This is a genomic window from Stenotrophomonas sp. PE591 (assembly GCF_018320795.1).
GTDB classification, from domain to species: Bacteria; Pseudomonadota; Gammaproteobacteria; order Xanthomonadales; family Xanthomonadaceae; genus Stenotrophomonas; species Stenotrophomonas maltophilia.
Genome location: NZ_JAAOKO010000001.1, coordinates 338,399 through 360,618 on the forward strand (window position 1 = coordinate 338,399; position 22,220 = coordinate 360,618).

The 22,220-nt window shown below is 67.8% G+C and carries 16 protein-coding genes, 3 tRNA genes and 2 pseudogenes; 14 read left to right on the plus strand and 7 right to left on the minus strand.

The features are described 5' to 3' along the window. Positions 1 to 9: 9 nt before the first annotated feature. The 7 genes from pstB to rnt all read left to right on the plus strand — a co-directional run bounded on the left by pstB (position 10) and on the right by rnt (position 5,206). Entirely contained in the window at positions 10 to 840 is an 831-nt protein-coding gene (pstB, locus tag JLDANKMP_RS01800; RefSeq protein WP_005408788.1) for a phosphate ABC transporter ATP-binding protein PstB, read from the plus strand. A gap of 65 nt (positions 841 to 905) precedes the next feature. After that, the gene (gene phoU, locus JLDANKMP_RS01805; RefSeq protein ID WP_005408787.1) at positions 906 to 1,613 is read left to right on the plus strand and encodes a phosphate signaling complex protein PhoU; all 708 of its coding nucleotides are present in this window, start codon (positions 906 to 908) and stop codon (positions 1,611 to 1,613) included. A 258-nt stretch (positions 1,614 to 1,871) separates the two neighbouring features. Further along, on the plus strand, positions 1,872 to 2,228 hold the full coding sequence (locus JLDANKMP_RS01810; RefSeq protein WP_005408786.1) for a hypothetical protein: 357 nt from the start codon (positions 1,872 to 1,874) through the stop codon (positions 2,226 to 2,228). Beyond that, complete coding sequence (locus JLDANKMP_RS01815; RefSeq protein WP_111117838.1) at positions 2,215 to 3,090, plus strand: DUF692 domain-containing protein; 876 nt, start codon at positions 2,215 to 2,217, stop codon at positions 3,088 to 3,090. The genes JLDANKMP_RS01810 and JLDANKMP_RS01815 overlap by 14 nt, the downstream gene beginning before the upstream one ends. Beyond that, positions 3,083 to 3,838, plus strand: coding sequence for a putative DNA-binding domain-containing protein (locus JLDANKMP_RS01820; protein WP_212560389.1), 756 nt, complete (start codon positions 3,083 to 3,085; stop codon positions 3,836 to 3,838). The genes JLDANKMP_RS01815 and JLDANKMP_RS01820 overlap by 8 nt, the downstream gene beginning before the upstream one ends. A gap of 26 nt (positions 3,839 to 3,864) precedes the next feature. Next, complete coding sequence (locus tag JLDANKMP_RS01825) at positions 3,865 to 4,386, plus strand: DoxX family protein (protein WP_059033839.1); 522 nt, start codon at positions 3,865 to 3,867, stop codon at positions 4,384 to 4,386. 235 nt (positions 4,387 to 4,621) lie between these two features. Continuing rightward, complete coding sequence (rnt, locus tag JLDANKMP_RS01830) at positions 4,622 to 5,206, plus strand: ribonuclease T (protein ID WP_005408782.1); 585 nt, start codon at positions 4,622 to 4,624, stop codon at positions 5,204 to 5,206. 340 nt (positions 5,207 to 5,546) lie between these two features. On the opposite strand, the pseudogene JLDANKMP_RS01835 reads toward rnt, so the two are convergent. From JLDANKMP_RS01835 to JLDANKMP_RS01845, 3 genes and pseudogenes are all read right to left on the minus strand, one after another. Then, positions 5,547 to 8,491: pseudogene (locus JLDANKMP_RS01835) on the minus strand (two-component regulator propeller domain-containing protein). Between the two features lie 176 nt (positions 8,492 to 8,667). Then, complete coding sequence (locus JLDANKMP_RS01840) at positions 8,668 to 10,077, minus strand: ATP-binding protein (RefSeq protein ID WP_005408780.1); 1,410 nt, start codon at positions 10,075 to 10,077, stop codon at positions 8,668 to 8,670. Positions 10,078 to 10,083: 6 nt separating this feature from the next. Further along, complete coding sequence (locus JLDANKMP_RS01845) at positions 10,084 to 10,812, minus strand: response regulator (protein ID WP_005408779.1); 729 nt, start codon at positions 10,810 to 10,812, stop codon at positions 10,084 to 10,086. Between the two features lie 204 nt (positions 10,813 to 11,016). On the opposite strand from JLDANKMP_RS01845, the gene JLDANKMP_RS01850 reads away from it, so the two are divergent. From JLDANKMP_RS01850 to JLDANKMP_RS01860, 3 genes are read left to right on the plus strand one after another with little or no spacing between them, the layout of a single operon-like run. Continuing rightward, positions 11,017 to 12,261 (plus strand): efflux RND transporter periplasmic adaptor subunit, encoded by a 1,245-nt coding sequence (locus JLDANKMP_RS01850; protein WP_005408778.1) that lies wholly within the window; start codon positions 11,017 to 11,019, stop codon positions 12,259 to 12,261. Continuing rightward, positions 12,258 to 14,216, plus strand: coding sequence for a MacB family efflux pump subunit (locus JLDANKMP_RS01855; RefSeq protein WP_212560390.1), 1,959 nt, complete (start codon positions 12,258 to 12,260; stop codon positions 14,214 to 14,216). The genes JLDANKMP_RS01850 and JLDANKMP_RS01855 overlap by 4 nt, the downstream gene beginning before the upstream one ends. Beyond that, positions 14,213 to 15,652, plus strand: coding sequence for a TolC family protein (locus JLDANKMP_RS01860; protein ID WP_212560391.1), 1,440 nt, complete (start codon positions 14,213 to 14,215; stop codon positions 15,650 to 15,652). The genes JLDANKMP_RS01855 and JLDANKMP_RS01860 overlap by 4 nt, the downstream gene beginning before the upstream one ends. Positions 15,653 to 15,779: 127 nt before the next feature. Here JLDANKMP_RS01860 and rlmB read toward each other — a convergent pair whose 3' ends face one another. The 3 genes and pseudogenes from rlmB to rnr all read right to left on the minus strand — a co-directional run. Beyond that, positions 15,780 to 16,523 carry a 23S rRNA (guanosine(2251)-2'-O)-methyltransferase RlmB gene (rlmB, locus tag JLDANKMP_RS01865; RefSeq protein ID WP_005408775.1) on the minus strand — a complete coding sequence of 248 codons (744 nt, stop codon included), beginning with the start codon at positions 16,521 to 16,523 and terminating at the stop codon, positions 15,780 to 15,782. Positions 16,524 to 16,674: 151 nt separating this feature from the next. After that, positions 16,675 to 17,157 (minus strand): GFA family protein, encoded by a 483-nt coding sequence (locus tag JLDANKMP_RS01870; RefSeq protein ID WP_005408774.1) that lies wholly within the window; start codon positions 17,155 to 17,157, stop codon positions 16,675 to 16,677. Between the two features lie 104 nt (positions 17,158 to 17,261). Continuing rightward, positions 17,262 to 19,490 (minus strand): annotated as a pseudogene (gene rnr / locus JLDANKMP_RS01875) (ribonuclease R); the annotation flags it as partial. Between the two features lie 359 nt (positions 19,491 to 19,849). Between rnr and JLDANKMP_RS01880 the strand changes: the two are divergent. Next, positions 19,850 to 19,934: transfer RNA gene (locus JLDANKMP_RS01880), tRNA-Leu, on the plus strand. 206 nt (positions 19,935 to 20,140) lie between these two features. Then, a tRNA-Leu gene (locus JLDANKMP_RS01885) sits at positions 20,141 to 20,225 on the plus strand. Between the two features lie 56 nt (positions 20,226 to 20,281). Here JLDANKMP_RS01885 and JLDANKMP_RS01890 read toward each other — a convergent pair. Continuing rightward, the gene (locus JLDANKMP_RS01890) at positions 20,282 to 21,028 is read right to left on the minus strand and encodes a sulfite exporter TauE/SafE family protein (protein WP_087803314.1); all 747 of its coding nucleotides are present in this window, start codon (positions 21,026 to 21,028) and stop codon (positions 20,282 to 20,284) included. 99 nt (positions 21,029 to 21,127) lie between these two features. On the opposite strand from JLDANKMP_RS01890, the gene JLDANKMP_RS01895 reads away from it, so the two are divergent. Then, positions 21,128 to 22,027, plus strand: coding sequence for a LysR family transcriptional regulator (locus JLDANKMP_RS01895; RefSeq protein ID WP_212560393.1), 900 nt, complete (start codon positions 21,128 to 21,130; stop codon positions 22,025 to 22,027). A 50-nt stretch (positions 22,028 to 22,077) separates the two neighbouring features. Beyond that, a tRNA-Leu gene (locus tag JLDANKMP_RS01900) sits at positions 22,078 to 22,162 on the plus strand. Positions 22,163 to 22,220 lie beyond the last annotated feature (58 nt).

Below are 22,220 nucleotides of genomic sequence, written 5' to 3' on the forward strand. Positions count from 1 at the left end.
GACAACGCCATGAACGACCTTTCCAACGCCGTGCCGATGCAGCGCATCGCCGTGCCGTCCTCGCACGAGAGCCTGCACACGCCGTCGCCGGTGAAGCTGGCTGCGCGTGGACTGGACTTCTACTACGACAAGTTCCACGCCCTGAAGGGCATCAACCTGGAGATTCCGGAAAAGCGCGTGACCGCGCTGATCGGTCCCTCCGGTTGCGGCAAGTCGACCCTGCTGCGCATCTTCAACCGCATTTACGCGCTGTACCCGAAGCTGGAAGCGCGCGGTGAAGTGCTGCTGGACGGCGAGAACATCCTGTCGCCGAAGTACCCGATGAACCGCCTGCGCAGCAAGGTCGGCATGGTGTTCCAGAAGCCGGTGCCGTTCCCGATGACCATCTTCGAGAACGTGGCCTACGGCATCCGCCACCACGAGAAACTGAGCAAGGCCGACATGGCCGACCGCGTCGAGCAGGCACTGCGCCAGGGCGCACTGTGGGACGAAGTGAAGGACAAGCTGGGGCAGAGCGCGCTGGGCCTGTCCGGTGGCCAGCAGCAGCGCCTGTGCATCGCCCGTGCCGTGGCGCTGCGCCCGTCGGTGCTGCTGCTGGACGAGCCGACCTCGGCGCTGGATCCGATCTCGACCAGCCGCATCGAGCAGCTGGTGGAGGAGCTCAAGCACGAGTACACCATCGTCATCGTCACCCACAACATGCAGCAGGCCGCGCGCGTTTCCGACTACACCGCCTTCATGTACCTGGGCGACCTGATCGAGCACGACCGCACCGAAGTGATCTTCTCGCAGCCGTCGCAGCGGCAGACCGAGGACTACATCACCGGTCGCTTCGGCTGATCGACGCTGATCCTTCGCCACATGTCCCAGCCAGGCACGGCCTGGCTCTACCCGGATTGCAGACCATGAACCTTCCCAACGACCACATCGTCAAGAGCTACGACGAAGAGCAGCAGCGCCTGGTGGCCGAGATCGTGCGCATGGGCGAGATGGCCGTCGCCCAGCTCGAAGCGTCGATGGACGTGATCGAGAAGCGCGACGAGAACGCCGCCCATCGCATCATCGCCAACGACGAAGCCATTGATGCGCTGGAGCAGCAGATCAGCCATGACGTGATGCGCCTGGCCCTGCGCGGCCCGATGGCGCGCGACCTGCGCGAGATCCTCGCCGGCCTGCGCATCCCGGCCGACATCGAGCGTATCGGCGACTACGCGGCCAACGTCGCCAAGCGTTCGATCGCGCTGGGCAAGGTGCCGCCGCTGCCGCAGATCCAGGGCCTGCGTGCGCTGGGCCGCCTGGCCGCGCAGCAGGTCCGTCGTGCCATTGCCGCCTACCGCGACAACGACGCCGACGCCGCACTGGAACTGCGCGAGGACGACGCTCGCCTGGACGCGCAGTACACCGCGCTGTTCCGCGAGCTGCTGACCTACATGATGGAAGACCCGCGCAACATCACCCCGTGCACGCACCTGCTGTTCATGGCCAAGAACCTGGAGCGCGTGGGCGACCACGCCACCAACATCGCCGAGAACGTATGGTTCCTGGTGCACGGGGAGCAGCCGCTGCCGCCGCGCGAGAAGCGCGACGAGACCTCCAGCACCGGCCAGCCCTGACGCTGCACTGCAACACCGGAGTTGACTCCAAGGTGGCCGCTGTCCTGGTGACAGCGGCCTTCTTTTTTGGGGTGTTCCACCCGCGTTGTGGGCGCCGGGCGTGCCCGGTGCGAACCTTCCGGATGCTTCTGTAACAAACCTCACGAAAATTTGAGTTCTTGGCGAGGATTCGTTGAGTAGGATCGCTGCACCATCGTTTCCACCGGCATCCCTGCCGGCCATCCGGGCACCCGCCCACACCACCCAGGAGCACGACCGATGAGCAGTTCCAACAAGACCCTGTCCCTGCTGACTGCTACCGCCCTGGCCGCCGGCCTGGGCATGACCGCCAGTGCCTCGGCCCTGAGCATGAGCGACCTCGCCCAGGGCTACCTGGTTGCCGGGCAGGCAGCCAAGGCCAGTACCGACGCCAAGGCCGCAGACACCAAGATGGCCGCTGACGCGACCAAGCATGCCGAAGGCAAGTGTGGCGCCGACGGCAAGACCGCCGAAGGCAAGTGCGGCGCCGACAAGGGCAAGGCTGCCGGCGCTGCGGCAGGCGCCAAGGCCACGTCCGGCGACAAGAAGGCGGCCGAAGGCAAGTGTGGCGAAGGCAAGTGCGGTGGCAAGCACTGACGTCCGCGCCAGCGTCGTCAGCCCGCGGTCGCCGCTTCGTGCGGCGGCCGCCGGGTTGGGGCTGCGCCGGGCGCTGCTGCAGGAGCTGCGTGATGCACCGGCGGGCGACTTCGATTTCCTCGAATGCGCACCGGAGAACTGGATCCATGTCGGTGGTCCTGCCGGGGATGCACTGACCGAGCTGGCACAGCGCCATCCGCTGAGCTGCCACGGCCTGTCCCTGTCGCTGGGCGGCAGTGCGCCGCTGGATACCCGGCTGCTGGAACAGGTCGGCCAGTTCCTGGAAAAGCACCGCGTGCCGCTGTACAGCGAGCACCTGAGCTACTGCAGCGACGACGGCCACCTGTACGACCTGCTGCCGATTCCATTTACCGACGAAGCGGTGCGCCATACCGCCGCACGCATCGCCCGTGTGCAGGACCTGCTGGGTCGCCGCATCGCAGTGGAGAACGTGTCCTACTACTTGGCGCCGGAGCCGGCGATGGACGAGCTGGCCTTCACCAACGCCGTGCTCGCCGAGGCCGACTGCGACCTGCTGCTGGACGTCAACAACGTCTACGTCAACGCCTGCAACCACGGCTACGACGCCGACACCTTCATTGCCGGGCTGCCCGCAGATCGCATCGTCTGCCTGCACGTGGCCGGGCACCTGGACGAGGCACCGGACCTGAAGATCGATACCCATGGCAGTGCGGTGATCGACCCGGTCTGGGCGCTGCTGGCACGCACCTATGCGCGCATCGGCCCGCGCCCCACCCTGCTTGAGCGCGATTTCAACTTCCCACCCTACGCCGAACTGCAGGGCGAGCTGCAGACCATCCGGCGCCTGCAGGCGACGCACGCCGGGGGCGCACATGGCTGATGCTCCCGACACGCTACGCGCGCAGCAGCACGCATTCACTGCCCATCTGCGTGATCCACAGGGCGTGCCGCCACCGGCCGGGCTGGAATCACGCCGGGTCGCGGTATACCAACGACTGCTGTTCAACAACCTGCTCGGCCTGTTGAGCAACGGCTTCCCGGTCTGCGTGCGCCTGCTCGGCGAACCGACCTGGAGCGGACTGGTGCGCCAGTACTTCGCGACCCATCGCTGCCAGACACCGCTGTTCACCGAACTGGCCGCCGAATTCGTGCAGTGGCTGCAGGCGCAGCCACAGCTGCCGCATCCGGCGTTGGCCGAACTGGCCCACTACGAGTGGGTGGAAACCGCGCTGTACCAGCTGGATGCCGAACCGCTGCCGGCGCAGGACGACACTGACCCGCTGCGGCTACCGCTGCAGCGCTCGCCGTTGGCATGGCCGCTGCTGTACCAGTGGCCCGTGCACAGGCTCGGCGCCGAGGACGCACCGACCGAGCCGCCGGCCGAGCCGACTGGCCTTCTGGTGCGCCGCGATGCCGACGGCGAGGTGCGATTCGCCGCGCTCAGCCCTCTGGCGGTGTTCCTGCTGTCCAGCATCGGCGAACAGCCTGGCCTTGATGGTCAGGCCTACCTGCAGCGTCTGGCCGCCGCGCACGGCCTGGCCGAGGACGCGCTGGCCGGACCCGGCGCCGCGCTGCTGCGGCAGTTCCTGCAGGCCGGCGTGATCGGCCCGCTCACACCCCCTCCCTGACACACATCATTCGCGGAGACCCCCTGATGAACCTTCCGACCTTGGCCACCGCGCGTGGCCAGCTGGACCGTCTCGCCCCCTGGTTGGCCCCGCTCGGCCTGCGCCTGCTGCTGGCCTGGGAATACTTCGAATCCGGCCGCGAGAAGCTGCACGGCCAGAACTGGTTCGCCGACCTGCAGGATGCCTTTCCGTTCCCGTTCGATCAGCTGCCGAGCACGCTGAACTGGCAGCTGGCGACCTGGTTCGAACTGGTCGGCGCGGCCTGCCTGCTGTTGGGTTTCGGTACGCGTTTCGCCGCCGCCAGCCTGCTGGTATTGACCGTGGTGGCCACCTACGCCGTGCACTGGCCGATGCAATGGGACTCGCTGGGCGACCTCGCGATGGGCTATGCGATCACTGACCAGGGCTTCGGCAACTTCAAGCTGCCGGTGCTGTTCATGGCGATGCTGCTGCCGTTGATTTTCAGCGGCGCCGGCAGGCTGAGCGTGGATGCGTGGTTGGCACGGTGGCAGCCATCGGGCACGACGGCACGGCCCGCAGTCCGGTAGATGGCGACCCTGGTCGGCGCGCACCGTGCCAACCCAGGTTGGCACCTACCGGAATCCTGGGCGCGCGGTGCACCGGTGGGTGTCGACCTTGGTCGACACGCTCCTGCGCAGGGAACCCGTGCGCCACAGGCTGGCCGGGCGCTCAGGGTCGCTCTGATAGAATTCACGCATGAATGACCCCACTCCCGCACCTGCCGCCGCCTCCGATTCCGCAATCCCCCAGGCGCAGCGCGCGATGTCACAACGCTTCCGCGGCTTCCTGCCGGTGGTGGTGGACGTGGAAACCGGCGGCTTCGACAGCCAGCGCAACGCCCTGCTGGAAATCGCCGCGGTGCCGATCGAGATGGACGAGAACGGCCTGCTCTACCCCGGCCAGACCGCCAGTGCCCATGTGGTGCCGGCCGAGGGCCTGGAGATCGACCCGAAGTCGCTGGAAGTGACCGGCATCATCCTCGACCACCCGTTCCGGCTGGCCAAGGAAGAGAAGGCCGCACTGGACCACATCTTCACCCCGGTACGCGCGGCGATGAAGAAGTACGGCTGCCAGCGCGCGATCCTGGTCGGCCACAACGCCCATTTCGACCTGGGCTTCGTCAACGCCGCCGTGGCCCGGACCGGCCACAAGCGCAATCCGTTCCATCCGTTCAGCGTGTTCGACACCGTCACCCTGGCCGGCATCGCCTACGGGCAGACGGTGCTGGCGCGTGCGGCCACGGCCGCCGGGTTGGGCTGGGATGCGAACGAAGCACACAGCGCGGTGTATGACACCGAACAGACCGCACGGCTGTTCTGCACCATTGCCAACGCCTGGCCGCGGTGACGCGGCCAACGGCGGAGCCCCTCGTGGCGGGCTGACAGCGATTCCTGGTAGGGCCGGGCGGGTGGACTGCGCAGGGGACGCTGCAAGTACGTCCCTGTAAGCTCGGTCGCCGCATCCATGCGGCTCACGCCCCTGCGCAGCCCACCCGCCCGGCCACGGACAGTTTCCAGCGAGCGCCACGGGAAGATCAGAAAAGCGGGAGCAACAGCGGGTCGCTGCGCTCGTTGGGGGCTGCCGATCACCTCTGGGGTGGATCACTTCTCTGGTGGGTGCCGACCGTTGGTCGGCACCGCCGGTTGGTACGGCAACACCAGTAGATCCACGCCATGCGTGGATGCGATCAACCAATACTCGTACGATCGCGGCCGTCGCTCTTGGCGCGGTACAGCGCGCGGTCGGCGCGCTGGTACAGCAGCGCCGGGGTGCGGTCATCGGCATCCAGTTCCACCAGGCCTGCGCTGAAGGTCACGCGCAGGCCCGCTACACCGGCCCAGTCGGGGTGGTCATGGAACAGGCCGCGCAGGCGCGCGCACAGCTGCGCGGCTTCTTCCAGGCGGGTGTCGTTGAGCAGCAGCGCGAACTCCTCGCCACCGGTACGCGCGGGCAGGTCCGAATCGCGGCAGGCCGCGGCGATCAGCCTGGCCACCTGCACCAGCACCGCATCGCCGATGCTGTGGCTGTGGCGGTCGTTGACGTCCTTGAAGTGGTCGATGTCCAGCACCACCAGGCACAGCGGGTGGCCGCTGCGCTGTGAACGGGCGAAGTCGCGCGCCAGCGTTTCATCGAAGGCACGGCGATTGGCCAGCGCGGTCAGCGCATCCTCGCGCGCCTGCCGTTCAAAGGCCTCGGCCTGCCGTGCAAGGCGCTCGGCCAGCTCGGTCTTTTCCTGGTTCAGCGCCTGCAGGTGCACGGTCTTGGCCTGCAGGTCGAAGGTTGCCTCGTCCACGCGCCGTGCCAGGCGCAGGTTGCTGGCCTTCAGCTGCTGCAGCAGCAGGCGGTACAGCACCACCAGCCCAGCCAGCAGCAACAACCCGCCCAGCAGCTGCACGCTGCGGCGTTGCCACCAGAACGGCTCCACCGTGAAGCTCCACACGGCTTCCTGCTGGCCCCAGGCCCCGCCTGGATGCGCCGCCGACACGTGCAGGGTGTAGTCACCCGGAGGCAGGCCGACGAACTCGACGCTGCGCTGCGGGCCGCGCTCGACCCAGCCGGTGTCCAGGCCATCCAGCCGCGTGCGATAGCGGATCCCCAATGCACGGGTGCGCCATCCACCTGCACGCTCTCGATCGCTGCCGGCGGTGATGGGCGCTCGCGGAAGCGCTGCAGGCGTTGCGGGTCGACGGTGCTCAGGCCTCCGGCGGTGACCACCCAGAAGGTGCCGTCCTGGCGCAGGATGGCCGATGGCCCGGAGCTGCCGTTGGCCTGCGCGTTGGCCATGCCGTCGATCTCGTTGTAGCGCTCCACCACCACTCGTGGTGCGCGGCCATCGGCCACGGCATTGAGGGTCGCCATGTCGGTGCGCAGCACGCCGCGGTTGCTGCTGATCCACACGTTGCCAAGACGGTCCGGCACCAGCTGGAACACCGCATCCACCGGCATGCCCTGCTCCAGGCCGACGCGCGCCAGCTTTCCGTCCAGCCAACGGTACAGGCCGCGGTCGCTGCTGATCCACATCGCGTCGCCCAGCTGGTGGAAACCGAACACACTGCGGCCCCCGCCCATCGGTGCCAGGTCGATCGACTGCACGTGGTCGCCACGCAGCACGCGGATGCCCTCGATGGTGCCGATCCACAGGTTGCCCTGGTGGTCATGCTCGAGTGCGGTGATGAGGCCACCGGGCGTGCCCGGGGCAGTCGACACCTGCACCCGGTCGCCGTCGATGCGTACCACGCCCTTCTGCGTACCCGCCCAGACCCTGCCCTGCGGATCGACACTGATCGCGCGGATGTTGCCACCCGGCATGCCGTCGGCTGCCGCATAGTTGTGGCGGAGACTGCCATCGCGGTCCAGCCGGTAAACGCCGTCGCCGAACGTACCGACCCACAGGTCGCCGTCCGGCCCCTGCGCCAGACTCAATACCGATGGCGCCTTGCCGCCGCGGTTGTGCAGCGGAACCGCGCGGAAGCGGCCATCGGGTGTCTGCAGATCGAGACCACTGGCACTACCGACCCACAACTGGCGGTCGCGGTCCTCCAGCACCGTGCGCACATAGTCGCCACTGAGGCCATCGCGCTCGGTGTAGCTGCTGAACAGTGTTTCGCGCAGGCGATACAGGCCACCGTTGGCCCCCACCCAGATGCTGCCTTCGGCATCCTCGCGCAGGCTGACCACGCGCCCGCCCGGCAGGTTCAGGCCGGCCGGCAATCGTTCCAGGCCATGCGCCGAGATCCGCAGCAGGCCCTGGTTCTCGGTTCCCAGCCACAGGTCGCCGTGCCGGTCCTGCAGCATCGAGGTCATGTGCAGCTGTCCCGGCAGCCGGTGCACCAGCACCAGCTGATCGTCCTCCACGCGGTACAGGCGCTCGCCAGCGACGATCCACAGCGCGCCATCAGGAGCCCGGTACGGCCAGGACAGGCCGGTGCCGGCCCCCAGGCCCCACGCCGCGGGCGCGCGCTTGAGCACGCCGTCGTTGTCGCGCAGCACCAGCCCGTCAAGCGTGCCAACCCAGACCCGGTCCTGCGCATCGACCACCAGCTTGGTGAAGCTCATCGCCATCGGCAGGTCGGCCGCCGGCGCCTGGTAGACGATGCCCTTGTCCGGCGTGAGATAGCCGATGCCCTTGCCTTCGTACAGCAGCCACAGGCGCCCCTGGCTGTCCATCTGCATGGACTGGATCAGCACCTGCGGGGTGTCGGCCTGATGCTCCCAGACCCGCCACTGGCCGTCGTTGCCACGATGGCTGACGTTACCGCGCGAATCACTGATCCACAGCCCTCCCTGCCGATCGACCAGCAGTGCGCCGATGCCGTTGTCGCGCAGCCCCGGGCGGGTGCTGCGGTCGAACACGGTGAAATCCAGGCCGTTGTAGCGGACCAGGCCTTCCCAGGTGGCAAACCACAGGTGCCCCTCGGGAGTCTGCGCGATATCGCGCAGCGAGTTGTGCGGCAGGCCATTGCGCGAGGTCCACACGTCGATGGCGTAGTCGCGCAGCGGCGGCGCGCCCTCCTGCGCGGCCAGCGGCAGCGCCAGCACCAGCAACAGCCACAGCAGACCGCGCTGCAGTGCCTGCCTGGCCTTCGAAACGCGGCGCTCCACCCAGCACCCGTTGTCCCCTGACCTGCCCATCAGCTCGGCGGCAGTGGCCGGTAGCGGCTGCAGGGCATGGCGGCAAGCGGGAACGACCGGGCAACGCGGAACGGCGTGCCGTCAGGAACGGGCTGACTCATCGGGGAGAAACTGGGGAGATGCGCAGATGATAGGCCAAACCCTGGCCCCGGCGTCATCGCGTGCGGACGGCGGGGTCAGCCGGGCCGGCCAGGCGGCACCACCTGCGCACTGGCCGGCCACTGCACCACCGCCTCCAGACCGCCCTCGGCACGGTTGCGCAGCCACAGCCGCGCGCCATCCTTCTCGGCCAGGGCGCGCGCGATGGTCAGGCCCAGCCCGGCGCCGCCGGTTTCCCGCGAACGCGAGGTTTCCACCCGCACGAACGGGTCGAACACGGCCTCCAGCTGGTCTTCCGCCAGGCCCGGGCCATCGTCGGACACCATCGCCGTGATCGTGCCGCCGCTGCGCTCCACCCGCACGCGCACGCGGTGGGCATACATCACGGCGTTATCCACCAGGTTGGAGAACAGACGGTGCATGGCCAGCGGGCGCAACATCAGCACCGCACCGGTGCCGCCCTCGAAGACCACGTCGGCACCACCCTCTGCGGCGTCTTCCACGATGCTTTCCAGCAGCGAATCCAGATCCAGCGCGGCGCGCTGCTCGGCGCTCTCGGCACTGCGGGCCAGCTCCAGGCCTTCGCGCACCAGTGCCTGCATCGCCGCCAGATCGCCGATCAGGCGCTCGCGCAGCACCTCGTCGCTGACGTTCTCCAGGCGCAGGCGCAGGCGGGTCAACGGGGTCTGCAGGTCATGGGTGATCGCCGCCAGCATCTGCGTGCGTTCGGCCAGGTGCCGCTGCAGGCGGTGCTGCATGGCATTGAAGGCCTCGGCGGCGCGCTGCACCTCGCGCGGCCCGCGCAACGGCAGTGGATCGCGCTGCAGATCGTCGCCGAGATCCTCCGCGGCTGCCGCCAGCTCCTGCAGCGGCGCACTGGCCATGCGCGCGACGATGTAGGCCAGCACCGCGATGGCCAGCACCAGCAGGGTCAGGAACCACGGGTCCACGGCCAGAATGCCGTTGTGGGCCACTGCTGGCGAATCCAGCGCCAGCTTCAGCAGCGTACCGTCGTTGAGCGTCACATCGACCGCGCGGCACTTGGGCGGAATGAAGGCCGGATCGCGCTCACGCGGATGCCGTCGGTGCCCCGGCGGCGGTGGCGGCAGCAGATCCTGCAGCTTGGGAATGCAGGAACGGAACGAGGTGAAATGCACATGCGCGCGCGACACCGGGCCGGGCCGGTCATCCAGGACTTCCATCAGTGCGGTATCCGCCCGCCCCAGACGCGCGCCGGGCTGCAGCGCACGCACGCTGGGCCCACCGATCTCAAGCAGTCGCTCGCGCAGTTCGGGATTGCCATCGAGCAGGTTGACGTAGCCCTGCAGGCGGTCGGCGATGCGGTTCAGGTTCTGCCGCTCGAACTCCTGCTGGCGTTTGGAGGTGGCCAGCATGGTCGCGCCGATCGCAGCCACGCTCATGCCCAACAGCAGGATGACGAACAACCGCCCGACCATCGAGGACAGGAAATGGCGCAGGCGCTTCATGACGGCTTATTCCAGGTTCACCGAGGAGGCCAGCACGTAGCCTTCGTTGCGCACGGTCTTGATCAGGCCATCCGGCCCACCGTCATCGCCCAGCTTGTTGCGCAGGCGGCTGACCTGCAGGTCGATCGCGCGATCCTGCGCCTCGTAGTTGCGGCCGCTGCTGAGCGCGACCAGCTGTTCGCGCGACAGCACCTTGTTGGCATGGGCGATGAACACGCGCAGCAGGCGGAACTCGGCACCGGACAGCACCACCACGCGATCGTCCGGATCGACCAGGTGGCGATGCTCCAGGTCGAACACCCAGCGCGAGAAACGCGCACGGCGCACCGCCAGCGGCTCCAGGTTGGCCGGCAGCGCCTCGGTCCGGCGCAGCACGTTGCGGATGCGCGCCAGCAGCTCGCGCGGTTCGAACGGCTTGGCCAGGTAGTCGTCGGCGCCCATTTCCAGGCCGAGCACGCGGTCGATCGGCTCGGCGCGCGCGGTCAGCATGATCACCGGGGTGTTCGAGCGCGCCCGCAGGTCGCGGCACAGGGTCAGGCCATCCTCGCGCGGCAGGTTGAGGTCGAGCACGATCAGGTCCACGTGTTCGCGGTCCAGCAGCTGGCGCATGGCAGTGCCGTCTGCGGCCGTGCTCACCTGGTAGCCGGCGCGGCCGAGCTGCTCGGCCAGCAGGGTGCGGATGTCGTTGTCGTCGTCGACGATCAGCAATCGATGCATCGTGTTTTCAGTCTCCATGTCGCGATCATCCCGTGTCGGCAGCTGAACCGCATCCGGGGCAATGCGTACCAGTGTATCCAGCCATGAGCGGGATACCTGTGGTTACGCGTATTCACCGACAGTGTTACATAGAGACATACCCCGAGGATTGAGCCGCCTGTCGCCCGGTCTTCACAATGCCCACCAACGCCGCCGCCGCGGCCCCGAGAGTGAAGCCACGACGTGACGTTCCGCCTGTTGCCCGCGACCCGCCGTGGTCGCCTGATACTGATCGCCCTGCTCGCCCTGATCGTGGCCGTCGCCGCCTGGTGGCTGCTGCGCAAACCCGCCGCCCCGGCGGTGGCGACCACTCCGGTCAGCCGCGGCGACATCGAGCAGACCGTGGAAGCCACCGGCGTGATCGACGCCTACAAGCTGGTCAGCGTCGGCGCGCAGGCCTCGGGCCAGATCAAGTCGCTGAAGGTACAGCTGGGCGATACCGTGAAGGAAGGCGACCTGATCGCCGAGATCGATGCCACCACCCAGCAGAACCAGGTGCTCAACGCGCAGGCTTCGCTGGACCAGGTCACCGCCCAGCGCGCCGTGCAGCAGGCCACCCTGCGCCAGGCCGAACTGGAGTTCGCGCGCCAGCAGCAGATGCTGGCGGCCGAGGCCACCTCGCGCCAGGAATACGATGCCGCCGAAGCACAGCTGAAAACTGCCCGCGCCCAGCTGCAGTCCTACGAGGCGCAGATCAAGGGCCGCCAGACCGAGCTGGGCACCGCCCGCGCCAACCTGGCCTACACCCGCATCACCGCGCCGATGGATGGCACCGTGGTGGCGGTGGTGGCCGAGGAAGGCCGCACCGTGAACGCCAACCAGACCGCGCCCACCATCGTGATGCTGGCGCGGCTGGACGTGGTCACGGTCAACGCCGAGATCTCCGAGGCCGACGTGGTCAAGATCAAGGCCGGCATGCCGGTGTACTTCACCACCCTGGGTGACCCCGACCGCAAGTACCACGCCACGCTGCGCCAGATCAATCCGGCGCCGGCTTCGATCGCCAACGAGAACTCGTCCAGCTCCAGCAGTTCGTCCAGCTCCAGTTCCAGCAGCGCGGTCTACTACAACGCGCTGTTCGACGTGGAAAACCCGGACGGCACCCTGCGCATCGACATGACCGCGCAGGTCTCGGTACTGCTCAAGCAGGCCAAGGACGTGCTGATGGTGCCGGCGGTGGCGCTGGGACCGAAGCGCCGCGGCGACGAGCGCATGGTGCGGGTGCTGGACGACAAGGGCCAGCCGCAACCGCGCAAGGTCACCGTGGGCATCAACAACGGCGCCTCGGCCGAAATCCTGTCCGGGCTGAAGGAAGGCGAACGCGTGGTGGTGGGCGAAGCCGGTGCGGCCGGTGCCAGCGCCGGCGGCGGCAACCGCGGCGGCATGCAGATGCGGGTCGGCGGCCCGGGCATGGGTCCGCGCCGATGAGCACGAAGGCGCCGCTGCTGCGCCTGCGCGACCTGCGACGCGAATTCCCGGCGGGCGATGATGTGATCGCCGTCCTGCGCGACGTCAACCTGGATATCCACGCCGGCGAGATGGTGGCGATCGTCGGCCAGTCCGGCTCGGGCAAGTCGACGCTGATGAACATCCTCGGCTGCCTCGATCGCCCTACCCGCGGCAGCTACCAGGTGGCCGGCCGCGAAACCGGCAGGATGGCGCCGGATGAACTGGCCGAACTGCGCCGCGAGCATTTCGGCTTCATCTTCCAGCGCTACCACCTGCTGGGCGACCTGGATGCGCGCGGCAACGTGGAGGTGCCGGCGGTGTATGCCGGCAGCCCCGGCCCGGTGCGTAACGCGCGTGCCGAGCAGCTGCTGCAGCGGCTGGGCCTGGGCGACCGCATGCACCACAAGCCGGGCCAGCTGTCCGGTGGCCAGCAGCAGCGCGTGTCGATCGCACGTGCGCTGATGAACGGCGGCGAGGTGATCCTGGCCGACGAACCGACCGGCGCGCTCGACACGAAATCCGGCGAGGAAGTGATGGCGATCCTCGGCGAGCTGCACGCCGAAGGCCACACCATCATCATCGTCACCCACGACATGAGCGTGGCCGAACACGCGCAGCGCATCATCGAAATCCGCGATGGCGAGATCATCGCCGACCGCACCAATCCGAACGCACCGACCTACCGCGCGCAGCGCGAGGCCAGCACCGGCGTGGCCCGCGGCAACAGCTGGCGGGCGGCCCGTGACCGCTTCACCGAAGCGTTCCGCATGGCCCTGCTGGCGATGAACGCACATCGGCTGCGCACCTTCCTGACCATGCTCGGCATCATCATCGGCATCGCCTCGGTGGTCTCGGTGGTGGCGCTGGGCAATGGCTCGCAGCAGCAGATCCTGCAGAACATCAGCGCGCTCGGCACCAACACCATCGACGTCTATCCCGGCCGTGGTTTCGGTGACATGCGCTCGGCGCGGGTACAGACGCTCAAGGCCAGCGATGCCGATGCACTGTCAAAGCAGAGCTACGTGGACAGCGCCACCCCCAGCGTGTCGACCTCGGTCACCGCGCGTTACCGCAACCAGTCCTCCACCGCCCAGGTCAGTGGCGTCGGCGAGCAGTTCTTCCGGGTCAAGGGCGTGACCCTGCTCAGCGGCAGCTTCTTCGATACCGACGCGGTGAAGGGCCTCGGCCAGGTGGCGGTGATCGACGAGAATACCCAGACCCAGTTCTTCCCCGATGTCGATCCGGTCGGCCAGGTGATCCTGCTCGGCAACGTACCGGCACGCGTGGTCGGCGTGGCCAAGCGCCAGAGCTTCGGCTTTGGTGGCAGCACCAGCCTCAGCGTTTGGGTGCCCTACACCACGGTGATGTCGCGCATGCTCGGCCAGAGCCACGTTTCCAGCATCACCGTGCGCGTGGACGACGACACGCCGATGGATGCGGCGCAGGAAGCGATCACCCGCCTGCTGACCCTGCGCCACGGCACCGAGGACTTCTTCCTCAGCAACAGCGCAGAGATCCGCCAGACCATCGAGCAGACCACGCGCACGATGACCCTGCTGATCGGCGCCATCGCCGCCATCGCGCTGCTGGTCGGCGGCATCGGCGTGATGAACATCATGCTGGTCTCGGTGACCGAGCGCACCCGCGAAATCGGCGTGCGCATGGCGGTGGGGGCACGGCAGAGTGACATCCGCCAGCAGTTCCTGATCGAAGCGGTGCTGGTGTGCCTGCTCGGTGGTCTGCTCGGCATCGGCCTGGCCCTGCTGCTGGGCTCGATGATCGGCCGCTTCGCCAGTGACTTCCAGGTGCTGTTCTCCACCGCCTCGATCGTTGCCGCGTTCGCCTGCTCGACCCTGATCGGCGTGGCATTCGGCTTCCTGCCCGCGCGCAACGCCGCGCAGCTGGACCCGGTGGAGGCCCTGGCCCGCGAATGAAGATGATGACCCGACTGCCCTTCCCTGCTCCCTCGCGCCTGCTGCTGGTGGGCGCTGTTCTGCTTGCCCTCTCAGGCTGTGCCTCGGTGGGCCGCTACCCGGTGCAGGCCCCCGACGTGGCGGCCAGCTACGGCCGTGGCGATGCCACCCTCAACGCACCGGCCGACGACCCGCGCAGCAGCCTGGATACACTGGGCCGCGACATCCGCCAGGACAGCTGGTGGACGGGCTTCGGCGATGAACGACTGAATCGCCTGGTGGCGCAGGCGCTGGCCGCCAACAGCGATCTGGCCGCCGCTGGCCTGGCCGTGCAGCGGTCGCGCCTGCAGGCCGGCCTGGCCAGCAATGCGCTGTGGCCGCAGCCTTCGTCGTCCGGCGTCAGCGGCAATGCCAGCCGCGCCACCGATCAGGCCGACGACTGGCGCCGCAGCTATTCCACCGGCGTCTCGCTGGGCTGGGAGGTCGATCTGTGGGGCCGTCTGCGCACCCAGCGCGACATCGCCCGCTGGGAAGCCGAGGCCAGCGAGGAAGACCGGCAGAACACCGCGCTGCTGGTGATCGGCGACACCATCACCCAGTACTGGAACCTGGCCTATCTCAACCAGTCCATCGCCACCGGCCAGGCCAACCTGGAGCGGCTGGAGCGCACCCGCGACCTGGTGCAGGCCCGCTTCGACGCTGGTGCGGTATCGCGCCTGGAAGTGCGCCAGGCGCTGCAGAACCTGCAGTCGCAGCGTTCCTCGCAGAGCGCGCTGGAACAGCAGCGGGTGGAGGTGCGCAATGCATTGACCGTGCTGCTGGACGGCACGCCCTGGCCGCAGCAGGACGAACCGCAGGACCTGCTGGGCGCACGCAGCCCCGGGATCAACGAAGGCCTGCCGGCCGAGCTGCTCGGCCGCCGTCCCGACCTGCGCGCGGCCGAACTTCGCCTGCGCAACAGCCTGAAGACCATCAAGGTGACCGCTACCCAGTACTACCCGGCGCTGAGCCTGACCGGCAGCCTCGGCTCCAGTGCAACGTCGCTGGGTGACGTGCTGCGCAACCCGGTGGCCACGCTGGGCGCCGGCCTGTCGCTGCCGTTCCTCAACCTGCAGCGCGCGCAGCTGGATACCGACATCGCCGGCACCAGCTATCAGATCGCCGCGACCAATTTCCGCAAGACGCTGTACACCGCGCTGTCGGAAGTGGACAACGCGCTGTCGGCACGCGAGCAGCTGGCGCGCCAGGTGGCGGCCTCGCAGGCGTCGTACGACGAAGCAGTGGAAGTGGAGCGCGCGCAGGAAGTGCGCTACCGCGTAGGTGCCACCGACCTGCGCACCTGGCTGGAAGCGCAGCAGACCCGGCGTGATGCCGAGCTGTCGCTGGCGCGCGTGCGCCAGGGCCAGCTGAACAACGACGTCACCCTGTTCAAGGCGCTGGGCGGCAGCGCGGGGTGAGGCGGCAAGGGCGCCAACCCAGGTTGGCGACTGCCCGGTGGGTGTCGACCTTGGTCGACACGGCAACGGCCCGGTAGGTGTCGACCTTGGTCGACACGGCACATGGAAAAGGGATCCGACCCCGAAATCAACCGCGCTGGCGCACGGCCTCGAACAGGCTGACGCCGGCGGCAACGGAGACGTTCAGGCTCTCGATCTCGCCCGGCATCGGGATCTTGACGAGGCCATCGCAGTTCTCGCGGGTCAGGCGGCGCAGGCCATCGGCCTCGCCACCCAGCACCAGGGCAATGTTGCCCTTCAGGTCCAGCTGGTAGAGCGAAGCGGTGGCTTCGCCGGCCAGGCCGTAGATCCACACGCCCTGCTTCTGCAGGTCCTTCAGGCAGCGCGACAGGTTGGTCACCGCCACCACCGGGATCAGATCGGCGGCACCGGCCGAGGTCTTGCGCACGGTCGCGTTCACCGTGGCCGACTTGTCCTTGGGGATGATCACGGCAGTGGCGCCTGCGGCAGCCGCCGAGCGCAGGCAAGCGCCCAGGTTGTGCGGGTCCTGCACTTCGTCCAGCACCAGCAGCAGGGCCTTGCCCTCGGCTGCGGTGACCAGGCCCTCCAGCTCGTTCTCGCTGTAAGTGCGGGCGGCGGCATAGCGAGCGGCCACGCCCTGGTGGCGTACCGAACCGCCGACACCGTCCAGCGCCTGGCTGTTCACCTTGCGCACGTCGATGCCCTTGCGGCGGGCGTTTTCCTCGATCTCGGTCAGGCGCGGGTTCTTCGCACCGGCCTCGACCAGCACTTCGCGGACGTTCTCGGCGTCGTTCTCGATGGAGGAGGCGACGGCGTTGACGCCGACGATCCACTGGCTGTTCTTGCTCATGCGGGCGGGGACCGGAAAGGGGGTGGCTATGGTAGAGCATCGGCGGGCCGGGCGCTGCGGCGGGGCCCCTGTTGAGCCGAGCCTGCGCTCGCTGCCGGGCTGAGGCCGCGGCGACCTGCCAGCCGAGCCTGGGCTCGGCGCTACAGGGGCGTTACCGGCTGCGCGGCGGCCAGTGCGGCGTGTCGTGGTCCGGGTGCTGATGGGACACGATGGTGGCCAGGAACTCCAGCGCCGCGATGTCTTCCTCGGTACGACGGGCCGGCAGGCTGGCCAGCGTATCGACGAACGGCAGCTTGCGCTCGACCCCGTACTGGATCGTCGGCGGCAGGCGCTCGGGTTCGTCAAAGGCGCCGGCCGCCACCGCCACGCCGTCCGGCGCCTCGTAGCTCAGCGGCGTACCGCAGTCGGCACAGAAGCCCCGGCGCACCACGTTGGAGGACTGGAAATAGCGCGGCTGGCCACGGGTCCAGCTGAACTGCACGCCACGCACCGACACCAGCGGTGCGTAGTAGGCACCGAAGGCCTTCTGGCACATCCGGCAATGACAGATCGAACTGTCGGTCAGCGCGCCACGCACCTGGAAGCGGATCGCGCCGCACTGGCAGCCGCCGCTGTATTCGGGTTGGCCTTGCATGCTGGGGTTCCTCCGGAACGTCGTGCCAACCAAGGTTGGCACCTACCGGGTGAGGTGGGTGCCGACCGGGTAAGGTGGGTGCCGACCGTTGGTCGGCACGTCTTTCAATACTGCTTCTTGGTGCGCTTGGCCGGCTTGCCACGCTCGGGCAGCGGCGGCAGGCCATCGCCTTCGTCCTCGCCCTTGTGTTCGACCAGGCGGAAGTCGATCTTGCGCTCTTCCATGCTGGCCTTCAGTACCAGGATCCGCACGCGGTCACCCAGCCGGTAGCTGCTGCCGCGGCGCTCGCCGGTCAGCGTCTTGCGCGTGGCGTCGAACTTGTAATAGTCCTGCGGCAGCTGGGTCACGTGCACCAGGCCCTGCACCTTCGACTCATCCAGCTCCACGAACAGGCCGAAGCTGGTCACGCCGCTGATCACGCCATCGAACTGGCCACCCACGTGCTTTTCCATCCACGCCGCGCGGTAACGCTCGTCGACCTCGCGCTCGGCTTCATCGGCACGGCGCTCGCGCTCGGAGCACTGCAGCGCCAGCGCAGCCATTTCGCGCGCGTTGTAGGTGAACTTGTCCAGCGGCTTGCCGGACAACGCGTGCTTGATCGCGCGGTGTACCAGCAGGTCGGGGTAACGACGGATCGGCGAGGTGAAGTGCGCGTACGCCTCCAGTGCCAGACCGAAATGACCGTGGTTTTCCGGGCTGTAGATCGCCAGGCTCTGGCTGCGCAGCAGCACCGATTCCAGCAGCGTGGCATCGGGGCGGTCGCGGATCTTCTTCAGCAGCTTGGTGTAATCGCCCGGGCGCACCTTCGACCATGGCGGCAGGCTCAGCTTGAACTCCTTGAGGAATTCCAGCAGGTCGGCGTACTTGGTTTCCGGCGGCTTCTCGTGGATGCGGTACGGGGCCGGCACATGGCGCGACAGCAGGTACTTCGCCGCCTCCACATTGGCCGCGATCATGCATTCCTCGATCAGCTTGTGCGCGTCGTTGCGCACCAGCATGCCGGCCTGGGTCACTTCACCGCGGTTGTCCAGCACGAAGCGCACTTCGCTGCTTTCGAACTCGATGGCGCCACGCTTGGCACGCGCCTTGGACAGGACCTTGTACAGCTGGTGCAGGCGCTGCACCTGCGGCAGCAGGTCGCCCATCCAGGCCTTGGTATCGGCATCGTCCTCGCCCACCGCCTTCCACACCTGGGTGTAGGTCAGGCGCGCATGCGAGTTCATCACCGCTTCGTAGAAGCGCGAATGCGTGACCAGACCGTCGCGGTCGATCTGCATGTCGCAGACGAAGCACATGCGGTCGACCTTCGGCATCAGCGAACAGATGCCGTTGGACAGCGTCTCCGGCAGCATCGGCACCACGAAGCCCGGGAAGTACACCGAGGTGGCACGCTTCTGCGCCTCTTCGTCCAGTGGCGTGCCGGGCCGGACGTAGTTGGAGACATCGGCAATCGCCACCACCAGCCGGAAGCCATCGGCGTTCGGCTCGCAGTACACCGCGTCGTCGAAGTCCTTGGCATCTTCGCCATCGATGGTGACCAGCGGCGTGCTGCGCAGGTCGACGCGGCCGCCGATCATCGCCGGCTCGACCACCAGCGGCACCGAGGCGGCTTCGTCCAGCACCTCCTGCGGGAACTCGAACGGCAGTTCGTGGCCGTGGATGGCGGTCTCCACCACCAGCGAGGCGGTCAGCTTGTCGCCGAGCACGGCGATGATGCGGCCGATCGGCGGGCGGCGGCTGTCCGGCGCCTGGGTCAGCTCGCAGACCACCAGCTGGCCGTCACGCGCGCCGCCGGTCTGGTCCGGCGGCACCTGCACGTTGCGCTGCACGCGCTTGTCGTCGGGCACCACGTAATTGATGCCCATCTCGATGCTGAAGCGACCGATCAGGCGGGTCATGCCGCGCTCCAGCACGCGGGCGATGCTGCCTTCGCGGCGACCACGGTGGTCGATGCCGGTCACGCGGGCCAGCACCTTGTCGCCGTGCATGACCTTGCGCATTTCATACGGCGGCAGGAACAGGTCGTCGCCGCCCTCGACCGGGCGCAGGAAGCCGAACCCCTCCGGGTTGGCGATCACCACGCCGGTGACCAGGTTCAGGGTCTGGATCGGGGCGAAGCCGCCGCGGCGGTTCTGCACCAGCTGGCCGTCGCGGACCATGGCGCCGAGCCGGCGCGACAGTGCTTCGGCACGGTCCGGGGCGGTCAGGCCCAGGCGTGCGCCCAGTTCCTCTGCCGTCTGCGGCCCTTCGCAACGCTCCAGCAGGGCCAGGATGGCTTCGCGGCTGGCGATGGGCTGTTCGTACTTCTCTGCTTCGCGGGCGGCATAGGGATCGTCGATCACCTTGCCGGTCGGCGGCAACTTGCGGCCCGGGGCCGGGCCCGGTGCGTCGCTGCTGCGGACCTTGCGGCCACGCGGCGGTGCGCCGCCTTCATTCAATTCGGGGAACCAGCCCGGCAACGGCTTGCCCGGCTTGGTGGTGCGGGCCGTGCCCGCCTTGGCGCCCTTCTTCGGGGCCTGGCCGCGGGAGGTGCTCCCGCCCTTGCTTGGTTTTTTGGTAGTCATCGCCCTCCATGGTAGCCGTTGACGGCGTGCAGAACGGGTCAGTGGCCGTCTTGACGGCCTTGCGTGAAAAATATTCAGGAAGTCGTTGACAGCCTGCGGATTCATCTTCACAATTGCGCCTCTGGAACGCCCAGGTGGCGGAATTGGTAGACGCACTAGTTTCAGGTACTAGCGGGTAAAACCGTGGAGGTTCGAGTCCTCTCCTGGGCACCAACGAAAAAACTCCTCGCTTCGGCGGGGATTTTTTTTGCCTGCAATCCAGCAACGGGGCCGAATTCCTTTCCGAAGGAAAGGGCTCCGACCCCAAGCGAGTGAGATGGGGTCAGAGCCCGCTCCGCACGCGAAACGAGGTCCGACACCGGATCCAGAAAAAGTGTTTGACACCCCCGTAACAACACCCCATAATCTCGCTCCTCGACGCCCAGGTGGCGGAATTGGTAGACGCACTAGTTTCAGGTACTAGCGGGTAAAACCGTGGAGGTTCGAGTCCTCTCCTGGGCACCACGTCGAGAATGAGAAAAACCCGCGAGAGCGGGTTTTTTCATGCCCGGAATCCGGCATCAGAGCAGCGGCCGCAGCACCAGTTCCAGCCCGAGCAGCAGCAGGAAACCCAGGAAGCAGCCCCGGAACACCCGCGCACTGATGCGCTGCCGGATCACCTGCCCCAGCCACATGCCCAGCAATGCCGGCAGCACCGCCAGCGCACTCAGCCCCAGCTGCTGGATGCCGAATGCGCCGTGCAGCACCAGGCCGGCGGTCAGCGAAATCGTTGACACCGTGAACGCCAGCCCCAGCGCCTGCACCAGCTCCTCGCGCTGCAACCCCAGCGACTGCAGGTACGGCACCGCCGGCATCACGAACACGCCGGTGGCGCCGGTCACCACGCCCGACAACGCCCCCACCAGCGGCCCCAGCCAACGCTCGCGCCGCTGCTGCACGCGGAACACCGGCGCAAGCAACGCATAGGCGGCATAGACCACCAATGCCACGCCCAGCGCAACGCGCGACCAGGTGCGATCGACCCGCACCAGCAGCGCCGCCGAGCCCAGCGTCACCACCACCACGGCCAGCATCATCGGCCACAGGCGCCGCACGATGCGGTCCAGTGACGGCCCGGACAACAGCTGCCACGCATTGGTGACGAAAGTGGGAATGAACAGCATCGACGCCGCCGACACCGGCGACAGTGTGCTGCCCAGCAGCCCCATCGCCACCGTCGGCAACCCCATCCCAGTCACACCCTTGACCACACCGGCCAGCACGAACACCACCACCAGCAGCACGTAGAAGTACATCGATTCATTCATGCCTTCATTGGATCGGCCGGCCGCTCGGCGCACAATGCGGTGTTTCCGGCCTTGCCTTCGGCTGACCCGAAGGCGCAGCCGTTGCGATGAGGGCATCACATGCGGATGGATATCGCCGACCTGCGCCTGTTCCTGGCGATTGCCGAGGCGGGCAGCATCACGGCCGGCGCAGCGCAGGCAAACCTGGCACTGGCGTCGGCCAGCGAACGCCTGCGCACGATCGAAGCCGATGCCGGCACCGCGTTGGTGAACCGGCACCCCCGCGGCGTCAGCCTGACCGAAGCCGGCGCCGCCCTCGCCCACCATGCACGATTGATCCTGCAGCAGCAGGCGCAGCTGCGCGGTGAACTGCAGGCGTTCGCGCACGGCGCGCGCGGCACACTGCATCTGTATGCCAACACCGCAGCACTGACCAACTACCTGCCTTCGCGGCTGGCACCGTGGCTGGCCGAACGCCCGCGCCTGCACGTGGAACTGCTGGAGCGCACCAGCCCCGAAGTCGTGCGTGCGATCAATGCTGGCCAGGCCGAAGCCGGCATCATCAGTGATGCGGTCGACGCTGCCGGCCTGCAGCAGCACGTGGTCGCCGAAGATCCACTGGTGATGCTGCTGCCCGCGGAACACCGCTTCGCATCGCGGCGCAGCGTGGCCTTCGCCGATGTTGCCGGCGAGACCTTCGTCGCGCTGGCCGACGGCAATGCACTGCAGGCCTACATCGAAGACCAGGCACGCGACCTCGGGCGACGCCTGGACGTGCGCATCCGCATGAAGACGTTCGAAGGCGTGTGCATCATGGTCGGCCACGGCATTGGTGTCGGCATCGTGCCGCGTACCATCGCCCGCCAGCATCGACGCAATACCCGTACTGTTGCGGTTCCGCTTGCAGATGCGTGGGCACAGCGCCGCCTGTGCGCCTGTTTCGCCGAATGGGCGCAGCTGTCACCGGCGATGCGCAGCCTGCTGCTTCACCTGGGCGTGCAGCCGCAGAAAAATGTGTGAAATGTTGTTGACACACTCTCTGCCGTCCCGCACAATTCATCTCCTGAGTCGCCCAGGTGGCGGAATTGGTAGACGCACTAGTTTCAGGTACTAGCGGGTAAAACCGTGGAGGTTCGAGTCCTCTCCTGGGCACCACGACTCAAGATGATCAAACCCGCGAAAGCGGGTTTTTTCGTTTCCGGGGTTTGGCGAT